The organism is Stenotrophomonas sp. SORGH_AS_0282 (assembly GCF_030818125.1).
Taxonomy (GTDB): domain Bacteria; phylum Pseudomonadota; class Gammaproteobacteria; order Xanthomonadales; family Xanthomonadaceae; genus Stenotrophomonas; species Stenotrophomonas rhizophila_A.
In genome coordinates, this window is sequence record NZ_JAUTAB010000001.1 from 3,118,262 (window position 1) to 3,134,591 (window position 16,330).

Sequence of the window (16,330 nt, forward strand, 5' to 3'; positions counted from 1 at the left end):
ACGAGACGAACATGGATACTTCGCCCCGCGTGCCCGCCATGCTACCCGAAGAACTGCGACAGTCCCTGCGCAACGCGCAGGACCAGGTCAATGGGCTGGTGCTGGGCAAGGCCCATGAAGTCCGCCTGGCATTTGTCGCGCTGCTCTCCGGTGGCCACCTGCTGATCGAGGACCTGCCCGGCCTGGGCAAGACCACGCTGGCCCACGCGCTGGCCTCCAGCCTGGGATTGGGCTTCCAGCGCGTGCAGTTCACCTCGGACCTGCTGCCCGCCGATGTGCTCGGCGTCTCGGTTTACGAGGCCGCCAGTCGCCAGTTCCAGTTCCATCCCGGCCCGGTCTTCACGCATGTGCTGCTGGCCGATGAAATCAACCGCGCGCCGCCACGTACGCAGAGCGCGCTGCTCGAGGCGATGGCCGAGCAGCAGGTCACCCTTGATGGCGTGACCCATCCACTGCCCGATCCCTTCTTCGTGATCGCCACCCAGAACCCGGTGGATCTTTCGGGCACGTTCCCGCTGCCCGATTCGCAGCTGGACCGCTTCCTGCTACGGCTTGCATTGGGCTATCCCAACCCCGAATCCGAACGCGAGCTGCTGCGCGGCACCGACCGCCGCCACCTGATCGCACAGGCCACCGCCTGCCTGGATGACAACCAGGTGCGTGCCCTGCGCGAGGCGGTCAGCCAGGTGCATGCCAGCGAAGCGCTGATCCAATACGTACAGGCACTGCTGGCGCGCAGCCGCCAGCACGCCGGCGTGCGGGTCGGCCTTTCGCCGCGCGCGGGACTGGCGCTGCTGCGTGCGGCCAAGGCGCATGCCCTGCTGCTGGGCCGCACCCACGTGGTGCCCGAAGACGTGCAGACGCTGTTCATCGCGGTGGCCGGACACCGGCTGGTACCCGAAGCCGAGGCCAGCACCGGACCGGCGCTGGCCCGCGCCATCCTCCAGACCGTTCCGGTGGACTGAGTGCGCAGCGGCTGGGGAGACCGCTGGCGCAGGCTGGTATTGATGGCCCGGCCACGGCAGCCGGAGAGCCTGCCGCGCCGCATGGACCGCCGCCGCATCTACGTGCTGCCGACCCGCTTCGGCCTGTTCGTGGCCCTGTTGCTGGGGACGATGCTGATGGGCGCGCTGAACTACAACAACAACCCGGCATTGCTGCTGGCGCTACTGCTGGCCACGGTGGCCGTTGCCAGCGCGCTCAGCGCGCACCTGCAGTTGTCGGGCCTGCAGATCGATGCGGTGTCCGCCGAACCGGTGGTGGCCGGCGCCACGCTGCGCCTGCGCATCAACCTGTCGCGTGCCGATACGCGCGTGCGCCGCGGCCTGGTGCTGGCGCTGGGCGACAGCCAGGGCTACGGGCACCTGGTGGATACCGACCAGATCGAAGTGGACCTGTTGCTGCCCACCACGCGTCGCGGCTGGCTGGACGTGGACCGCATCCGCATTTCCACCACCCAGCCGCTGGGGCTGGTGCGGGCATGGTCATGGGTGTGGCCGGACACGCCGTTGCTGGTCTACGCCGCGCCCGAGCAGCAGCCACCGCCGCTGCCCGAGGGCGATGGCGACCCGCTGCACACCCGCGTGCATGCCAGTGGCGATGAACTGCACCAGCTGCGCCCCTACCGGCCGGGCGACCCGCAGCGAAGCATTTCCTGGAAGCACTCCGCACGCCGCGACACGCTGCTGGTACGCGAGTACGAGAGGCCGCTGGGCGTGGATGTGCTACTGGACTGGCGGCAGATGGGTCCGCTGCCGCTCGAAATGAAGATCTCGCGGCTGGCGCGCTGGGTCGACCTGGCCGAACGCGAGGGCCGCCGTTACACGCTGCAGCTCCCCGGCCAACCGGCGCTGGGTCCTGGCCAGGGCAGCAGCCACCACCACCTCTGCCAACGCGCACTGGCGCTGATGCCGCATGGCTGACCCTTCCGCCCCGCTGCTGTCCCCCGCCGCCCGCCGCTGGACCCTGGCCAGCGCGGCGCTGGCCCTGGTGCCACTGCTGCTGCAGCTGCCGCCGCTGCTGGCCAGCGTGTTCGCCGTAGCGGCGGTGCTCACCGCACTGGTGTCCGGGCAACGCGTGCTGCCCGGCCCGGTCCGCGTGCTGCTGGTGCTGGGCATGCTGGCCGCGATCTACTGGCAGATGGGCGCCCGCCCGGGCCGCGATACCGGCTGTGCGCTGCTGGCGGCGATGCTGGCACTGAAATCCAGCGAGCTGCGCAGCCTGCGCGATGCGCGCAGCCTGCTGGGCTTTGCGCTGTTCGCCCCGTTCGCTGCGTTCCTGCTCGACCAGGGCCCGCTGACAATGGGCCTGGCGGTAATGGCGGCGCTGGCCACGCTGCTCACCCTGCAGCGCCTGGCGCGCGCGGAAGGGCATGCGCCCGGCGCCGCGTTGGCCGAACAGATGCGCGGGGTGGGCAAGCTGGTGGCGCTGGGCCTGCCGCTGGCGCTGGCCGCTTTCTGGCTGTTCCCGCGACTGAGCGAGCCGCTGTGGGGGCTGCCGGACCGCGCGGTGGGCAAGCCCGGCCTGTCTGACCACATGGAACCTTCCGAGTGGCTGGACCTGATGGCCGATGATGCCACCGCGCTGCGGGTGAGCTTCATCGGCGCCGCGCCCCCGCCTGAGCAGCGCTACTGGCGCGGCCCGGTGATGACCCGGTTCGACGGTCGGCGCTGGGACCGCGATCCCTACAGCGAGCGACGCCCGCCACCGCCGGTGACCCGCGGCGCGGCGAGCTGGGACTACCAGATCGATTACGAGCCCACCGATCGCCGCCAGCTGGTGGCGCTGGACCTGCCCCTGCAGGCACCGGCCGGCACCACGCTGGATGGCACCTACAGCCTGCGCAGCGATCGCAACCTGTCGGCACTCACCCGTTGGCGCCTGCAGTCGGCACCGGCGGCGGCGTACACCGAGCCGCTCAGCGCGTTCCAGCGCCAGCTGGCGCTGCAGCTGCCGCCCGACCTCAATCCGCGCACGGCGGCATTGGGCCGGCAGTGGCGGCAGGAGGCGGGCAGCAACGATGCCGCCATCGTGGCGCGGGCGCTGGACTGGATCCGCTCGCGCTTCGCCTACACGCTTTCAACGCCGGCACCGGGCCGGCACAGCGTGGACGAGTTCCTGTTCGACCAGCAGGCCGGCTACTGCCAGCACTTCAGTTCGTCCTTCGTGGTGCTCATGCGCAACGCCGGCATTCCCGCACGGGTGGTCACCGGCTTTGCCGGCGGCCAGCGCAATCCCTACGGCAACTACTACGTGGTGCGGCGCATGGATGCCCATGCCTGGGCCGAAGTGTGGCTGCCGCAGCGCGGCTGGGTACGGGTGGACCCGACCGCGGCGGTTGCCCCCGAGCGCATCTATGACACCCTGGAAGACCGCCTGGGCGACGGCGCCGGCACCACCCTGGAAGGCCGCTGGCTGCAGCTGGGCCAGGTGGGCGATTTCCTGCGCCGGGGCTGGAACGACCTGGTGCTGTCCTTCGACGCCAACCGCCAGCAGCAGCTGCTGCGTCCCCTTGGCATCGACAAGCTGGAGCCGGCGCAGCTGGTTGGCATTTTCATTGCCTTCGCAGGCGCCGCGCTAGGCTGGATGGCATGGCTGCTGGCCCGCGGGGAGCGCGAGCGCGATCCCCTGCTGCGGGCCTGGCACCGGCTGGGGCGGCGTTACGCGCGGCATGGCCTGGCCCGGGAACCTGCGGAAACCGCCACGGAGTGGGCGCAGCGCGTCCACCGGCAACGCCCCGACCCGGCGTTGATTCCGCTCAGCCAGCGTTTCGTTCACGCGCGCTACGCTGGCGCTGAGCTCGACCCTTCACTCGTGCGTGACCTGCACAGGCATCGCCCGTCCACCGGAGCAACCTCATGAACGTCAAGATCCTGCTTCCCCTTGCCGCGTCGCTGGCGCTGGCCGCCTGTGCCACGGCCCCCAAACCGCTGCAGGGGCAGTTCAGCGTGGTCAGCCCACGCGATTCGGTCGCCACCCAGCAGGTGGGCACGCCGGTCCGTTGGGGCGGCCGCATCATCGAAACCACCCCGGGCCAGGGCCAGACCTGCTTCCAGCTGCTGTCGCGCCCGCTCAATGGCAGCGGCCGCCCGAACACCAGCTCCAATGACGCCAGCGATGGCCGCTTCGTGGCCTGCCGTGCCGGCTTCTACGACCCGGCCGTGTTCGAGGAAGGCCGCGACGTGACCTTCATCGGCAAGATTGCCGGCTACGAGAACACCCGCATCGGCGATTACGAGTACCGCCTGCCCAAGCTGGAAGCCGACGTGATCTACCTGTGGCCGGAACAGCGCCAGGTGGATGTGGTGCCGGTCTATCCGTATGGCCCGTGGGGCCCGGGTTGGGGTCCCGGCTGGGGCTACCGCGGCTGGGGTTGGTGGTAAAAAAAATCGCCCTTCGGGGCGATTTTTTTTTCATGCACTCGGCGTACCGAACTGCCCCAACGGCGCGCCGGCCAACAGGTGCAGATGGATATGGAACACCGTCTGCCCTGCGTGCTCGCGGCAGTTCATGACGATGCGGTAGCCATCCTGAGCGAAGCCCTCGCGGCGTGCGTACTCTGCCGCCGCCAGCGCCAGCTTGCCGATCAGGTGCGCCTGCGAGGGCTGCACGTCATCCAGCGTGGGAATGGCTTCGTTCTTGGGAATGAACAGCACGTGCACCGGCGCCTGCGGCGCGATGTCCTTGAACGCCAGCACCTCGTCATCCTCGTAGACGATGGTGGCCGGAATTTCGCGGCGGATGATCTTTCCGAACAGGGTGTCTTCAGACATGGGTCACCTTGAAGGTTGCCGGCAACGCCGGTGGTCAGGTTGCTTCGGTACGGGTGCCGAACGCGTGCGAGAGCGTGCCGCGGTCCACGTATTCCAGCTCGCCACCCAGCGGCAGGCCCTGCGCCAGCCGGCTGGGCCGCACCTTGTGGGCGCGCGCCAGCTGCGCCAGGTAATGCGCGGTGGCCTCGCCTTCGACGGTGGCGCTGGTGGCGATGATCAGCTCCTGCACCTCGCCCTGCCCCAGCCGTGCTTCCAGCTGGTCCAGGCCGAGTTCGCGCGGGCCGACGCCGTCCAGCGGCGACAGCCGCCCCTGCAGCACGAAGTACACGCCGCGGAACCCGGTGGCGGTTTCAATGGCCAGCCGGTCGGCCGGCGATTCCACCGCACACAGCTGCTGGCGTTCGCGGCTGCCATTGGCGCACACCGCGCAGATTTCGGTTTCGCTGAAATCGCGGCACTGCGCGCAATGGCCGATGCGTTCGATCGCTTTGGCCAGGACCTCGGCCAGCTTTTTGCCGCCCTCGCGCTCGCGCTCCAGCACGTGGTAGGCCATGCGCTGGGCGGTCTTCTGACCCACCCCGGGCAGTACCCGGAAGGCCTCGATCAGCTGTTCGAGCAGGGGCAGGCTCACGCTTAGAACGGCAGCTTCATGCCGGGCGGCAGCTGCATGCCGGCCGTGGCCGAGCCCATGCGGTTCTTGGATTCGGCATCGATCTTGTTCGAGGCGTCGTTGAAGGCGGCCACGACCAGGTCTTCGGTCATTTCCGCATCGGACAGGATCGACGGATCGATGCGCACCTTGCGGCACTCCTTGGCGCCGGTCAGGGTCACGCTGACCATGCCGCCGCCGGCAGTGCCGGTGACTTCCAGCTTGGCGAGTTCTTCCTGGGCCTTCTGCAGGTTTTCCTGCATCTTCTGGGCCTGCTGCATCAGTTGGGCGATGTTGCCGCGCATGTCGTGTTACTCATCAAAAGGACGGATGGAATCGGTCACGACCCGGGCGCCATGCTGCTGGATCAGCAGCTGCACCGACGGGTCGGCCATGAAGGCGGTTTCGGCCGCCTGCTGTCGTTCGCCACGCTGGCGGTCGGAACGCTGGTGCAGCGTTTCGGCCTCGGCGTTGCCATGTTCGATCACGATCTTCGGGGTCATCCCGAGCGGGCCCGACAGGGCCTCGGTCAGGGCCGCCAGCGAACGGTCCGAACACAGGTACTCAAATCCGGGCGATACGGCCAGTTTCAAGACGCCGTGCTGGAACCCGATGAAGGCCGCATGCGCGGCCAGCTGCCGCGACGGACCATTCAGCTGGCTCTGGGCGACCAGTTCCAGCCAGGTTTCAGCCGAGGCCAGCGCGACCGGACCGGCGTTGCCGGCCGCCGGCGACGGGCTGATGGCGATGCCCTGCGGGCGAGGCGCGGGTGCCACCGCCTGGACGGGCGCGGGCGCGCGTACCGGCGGGGCTTCCCACGGCGCGGCCATGGCGGCGTCGGGGCTGGCCAGTTCCACCGCCAACGCTTCATCACGCTCGTCGCTGCCGGCCTGGTGCCACGGCGGCAGATCGTCTTCGGCGGCGGGTTCTGCTGCCGGCGCAGGTGTCGGTTTCGGCGCGGCCGGGGTGACCAAGGGCGCCGCAGGGGCCGCCGGTGCCGAAGCGGCCACAGGCGCGGCGACGGCGGCGGCGGCGGCGGGCGCGGCCACGGCGGCCGGCGCGGCGGCCATGCCACCCTGCTCCGCACCGCGCGAACCACTTCCCACCTCGGTCCCGGTGCCCGGGTCACGCGGCACCGGCGGCACCGCAGCGGCCGGGCGGAACGCCAACATGCGCAGCACGGCCATTTCAAAGCCGGCGCGCGGGCTGGGCGCCAGGTGCAGGTCACGGCGGCCACTGAGTGCCATCTGGTACCAGAGCTGCACCACTTCCGGGCGCAGGCGCTGGGCGAAGGCGGCGGCATCGATGCCTTCGCCATCGGCCTGGGCGCCGGGCACCAGCTGCTGCACCTGGATGCGGTGCAGGGCTTCGGCCAGCGCTTCCAGCACACCGCTCCAGTCGGGCGAGAATTCGGCCAGCGCGGCCACTACCTGCAGCAGGCGCACGCCATCGCCGTCGGCCAGGGCCTCGAGCATGGCCGCCACCTGGGTGCGGTCCACGGTGCCCAGCATGGTGCGCACCACGTCTTCGCGGAGCGCGCCACCGGCATAGGCGATGGCCTGGTCGAGCAGCGACAGGCCATCACGCAGGCTGCCGTCGGCGGCCTTGGCCAGCTGCACGATCGCGGTCGGGTCCGATTCGATTTCTTCGGCGGCCAGGATGCGGGTCATCTGGCCCTGGATCTGGTCCTCGTCAAGCCGCTTGAGGTTGAACTGCAGGCAGCGCGACAGCACCGTGACCGGCAGCTTCTGCGGGTCGGTGGTGGCCAGCAGGAACTTCACGTGTTCCGGCGGTTCTTCCAGCGTCTTCAGCAGCGCATTGAACGCCGCCTTGGACAGCATGTGCACTTCGTCGATCAGGTAGACCTTGTACTTGCCGCGCGAGGGCATGTACTGGGCGTTCTCGATCACCTCGCGGACATCATCCACGCCGGTGTTGGACGCGGCATCGATCTCCAGCAGGTCGATATAGCGCCCGGAATCGATATCCAGGCAGGCCGGGCACTGGCCACAGGGATCGGCGCTGGTGCCCTGCTCACAATTCAGCGATTTGGCGAAAATGCGCGCGATGGTGGTCTTGCCGACCCCTCGGGTGCCGGTAAACAGGAATGCATGGTGCACCCGGCCGCTGTCCAGCGCATTGCTGAGCGCACGGACCACGTGTTCCTGGCCTACCAGCTCGGCAAAACGCTTCGGACGCCACTTGCGGGCAAGGACGAGATAGGACATCAGGCCACCGTCTTCATCGGGACGTCCATTGTGCCACGCCTGTCCAGCCCCCCAGCCGGGTGATCGTGGTGCTTGTGCCAATCGCATTCCCCGGCTAGAATCTGCGCCCCTGCAGCGTCAATGCAGCAGGTCCGGAGAGGTGTCCGAGTGGTTGAAGGAGCACGCCTGGAAAGTGTGTAAGCGTCTAAACCGCGCTTCGGGGGTTCGAATCCCCCTCTCTCCGCCAGTTCTCGCAACCCCCCTGATTTATCAGGGGGTTTTGCTTTTTCTGGGGGTGACCTTCGGCGGGACACAAATCGGGACACAACCCGATGCGAATTCCCCACCATCTCATCCGCTCCCCCGCTGGCCGTTGGTCCTTCCGGCAGCGAGTCCCGTACGAACTCCAAGCCCTGCTTGGCCGGACGGTCGTCAAACGTAGTCTGCGAACCACGGATCTGCGCCAAGCCCAAGTGCAAGCCATCATCTTGGCGTCGCGCTATGCTCAGGTCTTCGATGCAGTTAGGGGACTGCCGATGGACCGAATGACCACTACGGATGTGGATGCGCTCATCGAGCGTTTGACCAAGGAAACAGGTCGGCAAGATCTGACGCTCCATCGCACCCAAGCGCCAGACGGGACCGTCAGTGAGCGCTGGCAGATCGACAACGACGAAGACGTCCGGCTCTTTCGAAAGGCTCAGGTCTGGAACGCAGCTTCGGAAGTGGCGGGCATTGGTGCTCTTCCGCCAGATCTTGTTCGCCAGCCGGAAGCCCAAGCGAAAGTTGCAGAAGTCATCTCATTGCGTAAAGCCCGAGACGGCTGGCTTGCGTCATTGAAAGCAACGACCCTTCCGAAGACCTATGTCATCAAGAAGTCTGCCATCGACTTCTTCGTCAAATACATCGGTGAAAAAACCAAGGTCCATACGATCAAGCGCCCCGACTTGGCCCGCTGGTATCAGCACATGCGGGAAGGTGGTGCTTCGACTCCGACTTTGACCAATAAGCAAAGCTACATTGGAGGCAAGGGTGGGTTCTTTGAGTGGTGCATGGCATCAGGCTACTACCCGCAGGGCGACAACCCGGCAAGTGGCCACATCACCTACTCTGTCCGGGAAAAACGTGTTCGGCGTAAGTTGGGCTTCAAGGCTTATGACTTGCACCAGATCCAAGCGCTCTTTGACCCCAGCAATTTTGAAAAGCTTTCACCTAGCGCAAGGTGGGCGTCATTGATTGGCCTTTATACCGGAGCCAGAGCCTCGGAAGTTGGCCAGCTTCTGCTCTCTGACGTTTTCAAAGACGGCGACATCGTTTGCATCCGCATCAATGATGAAGGCGAGTTCCAAAAAGTTAAAACCGAATCGAGTCTCCGCACTGTCCCCATCCATCCCGACCTTTTGAAGCTTGGTCTTTGGGAATGGACCGAAGAACTTCGATCCAAGGGCCATGATCGGCTTTTCCCACAAGCCAAAGCCAATGCAACTAATGGTCCTGGCAACTGGATCAGCAAGGCATTCAGTCGTCATGTCGCGGAAGTGGGGAAGAACTGGCCGAAGGCAAGGCGTGGCTTCCACTCTTTGCGCAAGACGTTGATTCAAGAGATGCAAGGCGCAGGTGTGGCTTCGGAACTTAGGGCTCAGATCGTTGGGCATGAGCTCGATGATGAGCATCATGCAACTTACAGCCGAGATTTCACCAATGCAGAAAAGTTCAACGGCTTTGGCATCGCATCACCCGGTCTATCCACCGTAAACTATGCGTTATCGTTGCAACGCGATCACATTTGATCCACCACTACAGCAAGGAGCTAAGGGATGTTAATTGATTTCGTTAATAAAATGCTTAAAACCGCACCTATCTCGACCGGGTTTCTTGCCATTGGACTCGCCTTAATAATTGGCGGATTTGGCGTTTACCTTACATACAGCAGAAAGGAAAGGAACGACGAGAGCAAGCCATGGCTTATCGCTGGCTACATCGGGACAGCGTTGTTCTTGATCTGTACTTACTCTGTCTGGCAAGCATTTAAAGATGTTGCCCAACAATAATAAACAAAAAACCGTAGATTCAGCAACCGCGGCAAGACACCCGAACACAGATATTAATCTAAGTCGGCGAACTTTATTATTTTTGTCACAAACTATTTTCTCCATGCAATACTTTTAGCTCGTAATTCATCAATGTCAAGCAAAAGGGGCCCTGTCGCAGGGCCCCTTTTTTTGGACATAGTAAAAACTAACCAGCACCTTTCGCGTCTAAAGTTGACTCAATCAAGTGCATCGGCCTAACCAAGTCCGGAATTTCAAGCTCATCAGAAAAGAACATGGCCTCAGATCCCTTATACCGATCCTGAGCGCTATAACTTAACCCATAAACTATTCCACGGAATTCGTCATACATCGCGTGAATCGGCTCTGCGTTATCGTAAGAAACTATCCAGTTCTTACTTTTCAGCCTAGCCACCCGCCTAGCAATCTTCACGTGATCATCGTGCTTATAGTGATGCAGATAAAGATCACTACCTTTAACGTAGTACGGCGGGTCCAGATATATTAGGTTCTTGGCCGGAAGTTTTGGGGCAACGAGATCGATGAATTTAATCGCATCCAGCTGATGGAACTCAATCCGATCTCTGACCCTGGCAATGGCATGAATACGGCGAATCAGGTCGTCTTTATTAAAGCGTGCGTCAAGCTTCCACTCCCCGGCCTGCGCCTTACCTCCGATGACCCCCGCACCTAGAATTCCAGAGCGATTAGTACGGTTTAAGAAAAAAGTAGAAAAACCCAACTCCAAATCGTCGGATTCTTCTATATTGGACTGTACCGCCTTCTGCCGGTGCCACTCCTCAATTGTCACTTCTGTGTCCGTGATGATTGCGCATAGTTCGTCCGTTCGATCAAGCAAAGAACGCCAGAACGAAGCGACACCATCACTGATGTCGTTGATATAAACCTTCTTCGCGTATTCCTGAAGAACCAATTCCATTGCCACCGCAGCACCGCCTGCGTATGGCTCAACATAAGATCCGTCGACCAAATTATTGGCTTCCATGATCTTTTTGACATACGGCACTAGCTTTCCCTTCCCGCCTGGATAGCGAAGTGGCGTATAAAATGATGGTCGCGGTTCATTCTTCATAATTAAGCCCAAATCTTAGTAAAAGCCACCTGCACCTCAGACCAGCCAGAGCGAAGCTCGGAGGGCGTAGGCAGTGAATATTTACTATGGATTATGCCATGCAACCGGTCGATGCTCAAAGCCTTATTTGGATTTGACACTAAGGCACGAAATTCCTGCAAATCTCGTTTAGTAGCCAATCCTTTCTCTTGGAGATAAGAAGCCACTTTCTCGACCTTCTGCTTCAAACTAATATCTGCATTGTATTGCGGCAATTTGTTCTCAACACCGAAATGGTCGAGTGATAACTCCAAGAAAACTCTGAAAGATGAAGCAATTGCAATCGGATAGTTTTCCAACGGAAGTTTCCGCAACTCTTTGCACATCTGTTGGAGCTTATGATCGTTAATATTCAACGGGCACTGCGAATTGGGCGGAATGAGAGTCTTACGATCAATGAGGGACTTGCTCTTCGAGCCAACACCCGCTTTCGAGGTGCCCTTGCTGCTCTGGGCAGACAATTGGTCAAGAGGCTCCAACGTCCCTGTCCGCTTGCTTAAATCCGGCAACGACGAGGTCAGAGAGCCAAGGTAACTCAGGCGGTCATCTTTACTTTTAATTTTACTTACGTTTACTTTTTTCAGTGCAATGTCAGTAACAATCCTCTTCAGCGGCTTGATCAGCTCACTCTGAGGAAGATCCGAAAGAAGTTCCCCGTCTTCTAAGGCCAAACCCAGCCGCTCTCGAACCTCTGGCGTTCCGAGCATTCGATCCAAATTGGTAATAGGAAATCGCTCCAATGCCGCTTCTTCTTCGGCTGAAAGCTTGCCTGCGGCGCGAACGAAATCCAAAACCTTCAATGACGAGGTATGTCCCCGATAACGGGCGGTTGCGATACCGTCCCAGCCCACAACGCCTCGACCGTCGTTTTCACCCGTGTGTATCGCCTCAATCCAGTGACGCGCTTCATCTTCATCTTTGCAAACCGAGACATCGATGGGTTGAACATCTGCAAGAGAAAAGTCCTTGGCCAAGTTCCGCAATCGTCTGGCCGTAATATCCCCAACACCGTTCATCCCATCAAGAACACTCGGGTTTGCCAGCACTCTAAGGGCAGCAAGTCTGCGATTCCCGTCAAGAGCAACATAATTCGTGCTCTTTTTCCCGGGTGCCTTCATCACCAACATTCTGTGTGCGGGACTGAGGCCATTGAGTAAAATATCTTCCGCCAAATTCACGAGCTTTATGCCTTGGTTTACGACAATCTTCTCCAAGGCCTCCCGCTGACTGGTCAGACCGGCAAACCGAGGATTCTTTAGATCCAGGTCCAACTCATCAATATTCAATTCCAAAGTGGTGCTCATTCGTTCCTCCTTGAGACACGTAAGTGTTGAACCTTGGGCGGCCAATCCTGACTGCCCAAGCTGACCTCGCCAGTGCTTTCGTCCCCCTGACGTCTCCTGCTCTCACATCGTCGGCCTTGGCGGTCGAAACTTCAACTCCCAGCTGCCTTCGACCGGGCCGTCCGATAGACGCTCTGGACTAGATGGAAGTGAAGATGCCACGACCGGAGAGATGCCAAACGTCCTATTCAGGCCCATGTGTGCCCTGATCATTATTTCCCTGCAAACCCCCATCCGTCGCTCTTGGATCTGCAAGATTCGCCTGGACACCAGATTTTTCTTCCGCTGGTAGATCTGTCGAGCCCGAGCTGCTTCTGGTGAGGTGGGGTCATCATCATGCTCCGACATGGCCCTCGCCATCAAATAGGCCATCCGAGCTCTGTGAGGCCTTGCGATCATGCACGCGTAGCGCATGACGGATCTTGCCAACGCCTCCGTGTCTTCGAAGAGGAACGGCTTTCCTTTGTATTCGCCTGCGGAACGACAAACGAGCGCCCCATAGGCCTCCTGGAAGGCTGGTTCTACCGCTAGCCCAGGGATGGTCCGAAGCAACTCAAACGAGTCCTCAGCCGCCTGGCGTTGAATTTCAAGCCACTTCTCAATGAGCTCGGCCTCGGCATTGAGCACTTCTGCATCGCGACCGTGCGAGCGAGCCAATCGACTGGTCCGGCTGAGATGCCGAGTGAGGCTCGGAGCTAACTGACGGACCCTTGGGCCCAGAGGATGTTTGGGACGACCAACGGGAGCCGGCGTCACATGCCCCATTGGAGAGAACCTGATCTCCGAATGATTTTGCCCAGCACAAGCCCTTGATCTTCTCTCTCTCACACGGTCACGCAGTGCTGCTCCATGGCTGTGGCCGTTCGGCACTTCTTGCGCTGTTTTTTCAAACATCGCTGAGATCAGATCAAGTGTTAGCCTCTTCACCTCGGCCTCTGGGCCGGTGATCTTCGTCGACAACTTCGTCTTTCTCACCATAGCGACCTGGCTTTTTCCCAAGTGCTTGGTGGGTTGACGGGTCAGCTCACGAGGACATCTCGACTCCCCAGGCAGTAGAGCCGGAGCCACACTCACCAAGCATTACCTGCATAAAAAGCCAAAAAATATTGTGCAGAAAGACTTTGCAACAATTAAAATGCTGCGTCCCTTAGTAGATGTTCCCGCCTACGAGCCAAGCGCCTTCGCGGCATCGCTTGCCAGGAAGAAGAAATTTCATCCATAAAAAAAGCCCCTCGCGGGGGCCTTTTTATTTTATCCCGGATATTTTGGGAACTTTTCATCCGGATGCTTCGCTTTCCATTCCTTGTAAGCGGCGGAGCCTTCCCAGGCTGCGAAAGCGCGCGGTGTCCGGCCACGACCGGTCCAAGTCTCTTGCGTATGCGGCAGCCAATACTTCGGCGCTACTTCTTTGCGCGTGCCAGCGGATTTCTTCGGGCGACCAGGCCCATTGGACGAGCCGCCCACCTGGTTAGCAATGTCGGCCTTCTGCTTAGCGGTGAGGTGCTGGCCAAAACGGCTCAGCAGATCTGAAATCTGCAAGAACGCGTCAGACGCTTCATCTTCAATGAGCTTCGCTTCCTGCTCTTCCAGCTTACGCAGTTCTTCGGCAAGCTTGGCTTTGGCCGAAGCGATTGAATCAAGGGTCGGTTTGCTCATTTCTAAAGACCTAGCAATTGGAGATCAAATGACAGCAAAAAGCTATTGCCCAAACCTATCAAACAAATGATAACGAATGAAACCTTGATAAACCAACATATCAAACAAGACCAAGTTCAGAATGATAATTTTGAAGCGTAGAAAATCTATACCCACGCAGCACGTGTTGATCAGCTTTTGAAAATCCACCTACATACTTCTCAACATATTTCCCGAACTTATCAGAAATGAAATGCGCGCGATCCTTAATCTTCACATACTCGTCGACTGGAATTACAAATGGTTGGTCGGAAATATATCCATCCTTTTGAAGCAACACCGCTTTGGTGTAATCCAAGCCCTTACCTTCCGAGGTCTTGAAACAATAATTGTGCGCTATATTGCTTCTGAGTGGAATGCCAAAGCGCAGGTTCCTATACGAGATGACCGCAATTCCGTAACCGCGCTCCTTCTCGCCGTCCCACTGCCCTCGCTTATTTTTATCCATGACTTCCACGAGATGGGTGTTCTCTTGGAAAAATAGCGGCTCGAGTTTCAAAATAAGCATGGCTTCCCTTCCAGTTCGCAAGAAAAAAGGGTCCTTTCGGACCCTTTTTTCTTTCATTCTAACGAGCGCTTCTTTTTTTAACGTGGGGATCACTCTTCCTCCACATCTTTCGCTTGAGCATTTCTTTTTTTAACGTGGGGATTGCTCTTCCACCACTTCTTGCGAAACATCCTACGACCTTCCAGACAGCTTGTCAACCCTGCCTGCATCGATAGATGTTGGGCGAGCGCGACGCATAGCGCTACAATAGGCGCACTATACAGGACATAGGTCCGGTTTGCGTTCCGGTTGAAGATCAGGATGTTAGAGCCGATTCAATCAGCTCCCCCTCTCTCCGCCAGACAAACGCAAAAGGTCTCCGCCAGACAAACGCAAAAGGTCTCCGCCAGACAAACGCAAAAGGTCTCCGCCAGACAAACGCAAAAGGCCGCCCAATGGGCGGCCTTTTGCGTTTGCCCGGCGGAGAGTCGGTGGACGAGAAGCCATCCGCCCAGCACCGCGAAGCCACGCATGGCGTGGCTCTACAATGGGGTACCCCCTTCAGATCCCCTACCCCCATGTCCGACTGCTGCGGCTGCGGAAAAATCGTCGACGTCGCCGCCCTTCAGGCGAAACAGCGCCGCGTCCTGCGCATCGTGCTGGCGATCAATCTCGCCACCTTCGTGATGATGGCGGCCGCCGCCTGGTGGAGCCATTCCTCCTCCCTGCTCTCCGGCAGCCTGGACAACCTGGGTGACGCACTGACCTACGCGATCAGCCTGGCCGTGGTCGGCGCATCGATGCAGGCCAAGGCACGGGTGGCGTTGTTGAAAGGGCTGCTGATTCTCTGCGCGGCCATTGCCGTAGCCGTGCAGATCGGCTGGCGGCTCACCCACCCGGCCGTGCCGCTGTTTGAAGGCATGGGCATTGCCGGTGCGCTGAACCTCGCCGCCAACGGTGTGTGCCTGTGGTTGCTGAATCCGTTCCGCAACGGCGACGTCAACATGGCCTCGGCGTGGGAATGCTCGCGCAATGACATTTTCGAGGGCGTGGCGGTGCTGCTGGCCGCGCTCGCGGTGTGGGCGTTCGGCGCGGGTTGGCCGGACCTGCTGATCGCCGCCGCCTTGCTGGTGATGTTCCTGCGCTCAGCGTTGCGGGTGCTGCGTTCGGCGTGGCGGGAGATGCGGGTTCAGGGCTGAACCCGCCGTCTCCTTCCGCCGTTACGCGCTCGACACCTTCATCAGCACCAGCCCGCTCACGATCAGCACCGCCGCGGCAATGCGCATCGCGCTCACCTGTTCGCCCAGCAACACGATGCCGACGATGAACGCACCGACCGCGCCAATGCCGGTCCAGATCGTGTAGGCGGTGCCCAGCGGCAGCGTGCGCATGGCCAGGGCGAGCAGCCAGAAGCTGGCAGCCATGGCGGCGAAGGTGATGAGCGACGGGGTGAGTCGGGTGAAGCCCTCGGACTGTTTCATCGAGAACGCCCAGACGATTTCCAGAACACCAGCAACAAGCAGATAGATCCAGGCCATGTGGCCCTCCTTATGGGGCCAGGTCGTCCTGGTCATTGTTGCCCGGTATGGGGGAGGCCGTTCCTCCTGGGGTGCGTGCAGCGGGGCAGAGTCCCGCTCTACGGTGAGGGCGATTCTAGGGGATGGGGCGCAGGATGGGGGCCGAGGGCATGTTGGGGGTTACGAGGTGGTCAGGGTGGGTCGGGGGCACGCGCGGCGTGTTGCTACTCGGGAGGTTGTGCGCCAAGTGCCGAATCCGACTAACAGTCGGATCTACCGCGCCTGCGGGTCTACCGCGCTTTCGGATCTTCCGCGCTTGGCTGCGCCGCGCTATACTGGGTGACTGCACTTCGGTGCAACGTCTCTATGGCGGCCCCGTCGGCCCCTCGCGACGCTAGGTCGAAAATCCCGCCAGGGCCGGAAGGCAGCAACGGTATCGATCGACGCGGGCGCCGAGGTCAGCCGGCGGGGCCGTCA

Annotated in this window: 16 protein-coding genes, 1 tRNA gene and 1 other RNA gene; 9 read left to right on the plus strand and 9 right to left on the minus strand. The window is 61.1% G+C overall.

The genetic code is table 11. The annotated features are described in order from the left end of the window. Positions 1-11 precede the first annotated feature (11 nt). The 4 genes from QE395_RS14025 to QE395_RS14040 are packed head-to-tail and all read left to right on the plus strand — an operon-like array spanning position 12 to position 4,382. Entirely contained in the window at positions 12-965 is a 954-nt protein-coding gene (locus tag QE395_RS14025; RefSeq protein ID WP_306989671.1) for a MoxR family ATPase, read from the plus strand. 42 nt (positions 966-1,007) lie between these two features. Then, entirely contained in the window at positions 1,008-1,922 is a 915-nt protein-coding gene (locus QE395_RS14030) for a DUF58 domain-containing protein (RefSeq protein WP_306989673.1), read from the plus strand. Next, the gene (locus QE395_RS14035) at positions 1,915-3,861 is read left to right on the plus strand and encodes a transglutaminaseTgpA domain-containing protein (RefSeq protein WP_306989675.1); all 1,947 of its coding nucleotides are present in this window, start codon (positions 1,915-1,917) and stop codon (positions 3,859-3,861) included. Before QE395_RS14030 ends, QE395_RS14035 begins: the two co-directional genes overlap by 8 nt. Beyond that, entirely contained in the window at positions 3,858-4,382 is a 525-nt protein-coding gene (locus QE395_RS14040) for a Slp family lipoprotein (RefSeq protein ID WP_068849617.1), read from the plus strand. Before QE395_RS14035 ends, QE395_RS14040 begins: the two co-directional genes overlap by 4 nt. 30 nt (positions 4,383-4,412) lie before the next feature. Here the strand turns inward: QE395_RS14040 and QE395_RS14045 are convergent, their stop codons facing one another. The 4 genes from QE395_RS14045 to dnaX are packed head-to-tail and all read right to left on the minus strand — an operon-like array spanning position 4,413 to position 7,649. Next, positions 4,413-4,772: a histidine triad nucleotide-binding protein gene (locus tag QE395_RS14045; protein ID WP_306989677.1), complete on the minus strand. Its 360-nt coding sequence runs from the start codon at positions 4,770-4,772 to the stop codon at positions 4,413-4,415. A 34-nt stretch (positions 4,773-4,806) separates the two neighbouring features. Next, positions 4,807-5,403: a recombination mediator RecR gene (recR, locus tag QE395_RS14050; RefSeq protein WP_093533261.1), complete on the minus strand. Its 597-nt coding sequence runs from the start codon at positions 5,401-5,403 to the stop codon at positions 4,807-4,809. Between the two features lie 2 nt (positions 5,404-5,405). After that, entirely contained in the window at positions 5,406-5,726 is a 321-nt protein-coding gene (locus QE395_RS14055; RefSeq protein WP_095363678.1) for a YbaB/EbfC family nucleoid-associated protein, read from the minus strand. Positions 5,727-5,732: 6 nt separating this feature from the next. Then, entirely contained in the window at positions 5,733-7,649 is a 1,917-nt protein-coding gene (dnaX, locus tag QE395_RS14060; protein WP_306989679.1) for a DNA polymerase III subunit gamma/tau, read from the minus strand. A 133-nt stretch (positions 7,650-7,782) separates the two neighbouring features. Between dnaX and QE395_RS14065 the strand changes: the two genes are divergently transcribed. The 3 genes from QE395_RS14065 (at position 7,783) to QE395_RS14075 (ending at position 9,679) form a co-directional block, all read left to right on the plus strand. Continuing rightward, positions 7,783-7,875 (plus strand) — tRNA-Ser (locus tag QE395_RS14065). 85 nt (positions 7,876-7,960) lie between these two features. Beyond that, positions 7,961-9,418 carry a site-specific integrase gene (locus QE395_RS14070; protein ID WP_306989681.1) on the plus strand — a complete coding sequence of 486 codons (1,458 nt, stop codon included), beginning with the start codon at positions 7,961-7,963 and terminating at the stop codon, positions 9,416-9,418. A gap of 27 nt (positions 9,419-9,445) precedes the next feature. After that, entirely contained in the window at positions 9,446-9,679 is a 234-nt protein-coding gene (locus tag QE395_RS14075; protein WP_306989683.1) for a hypothetical protein, read from the plus strand. Positions 9,680-9,866: 187 nt separating this feature from the next. Here the strand turns inward: QE395_RS14075 and QE395_RS14080 are convergent, their stop codons facing one another. The 4 genes from QE395_RS14080 to QE395_RS14095 all read right to left on the minus strand — a co-directional run bounded on the left by QE395_RS14080 (position 9,867) and on the right by QE395_RS14095 (position 14,450). Next, positions 9,867-10,772 (minus strand): DNA adenine methylase, encoded by a 906-nt coding sequence (locus QE395_RS14080; RefSeq protein WP_306989685.1) that lies wholly within the window; start codon positions 10,770-10,772, stop codon positions 9,867-9,869. Positions 10,773-10,774: 2 nt separating this feature from the next. After that, positions 10,775-12,115: a hypothetical protein gene (locus QE395_RS14085; protein WP_306989687.1), complete on the minus strand. Its 1,341-nt coding sequence runs from the start codon at positions 12,113-12,115 to the stop codon at positions 10,775-10,777. 1,290 nt (positions 12,116-13,405) lie between these two features. Next, positions 13,406-13,810, minus strand: a complete 405-nt coding sequence (locus QE395_RS14090) for an H-NS family nucleoid-associated regulatory protein (RefSeq protein WP_306989689.1) — start codon at positions 13,808-13,810, stop codon at positions 13,406-13,408. A 100-nt stretch (positions 13,811-13,910) separates the two neighbouring features. After that, entirely contained in the window at positions 13,911-14,450 is a 540-nt protein-coding gene (locus QE395_RS14095; protein WP_306989690.1) for a hypothetical protein, read from the minus strand. 464 nt (positions 14,451-14,914) lie between these two features. On the opposite strand from QE395_RS14095, the gene QE395_RS14100 reads away from it, so the two are divergent. After that, positions 14,915-15,535, plus strand: coding sequence for a cation transporter (locus QE395_RS14100; protein ID WP_249833820.1), 621 nt, complete (start codon positions 14,915-14,917; stop codon positions 15,533-15,535). Between the two features lie 21 nt (positions 15,536-15,556). Here the strand turns inward: QE395_RS14100 and sugE are convergent, their stop codons facing one another. Further along, positions 15,557-15,874: a quaternary ammonium compound efflux SMR transporter SugE gene (gene sugE, locus QE395_RS14105; RefSeq protein ID WP_306989692.1), complete on the minus strand. Its 318-nt coding sequence runs from the start codon at positions 15,872-15,874 to the stop codon at positions 15,557-15,559. A 354-nt stretch (positions 15,875-16,228) separates the two neighbouring features. On the opposite strand from sugE, the gene ffs reads away from it, so the two are divergent. Beyond that, an RNA gene (ffs, locus tag QE395_RS14110) (signal recognition particle sRNA small type) lies at positions 16,229-16,325 on the plus strand. Positions 16,326-16,330: the final 5 nt, after the last annotated feature.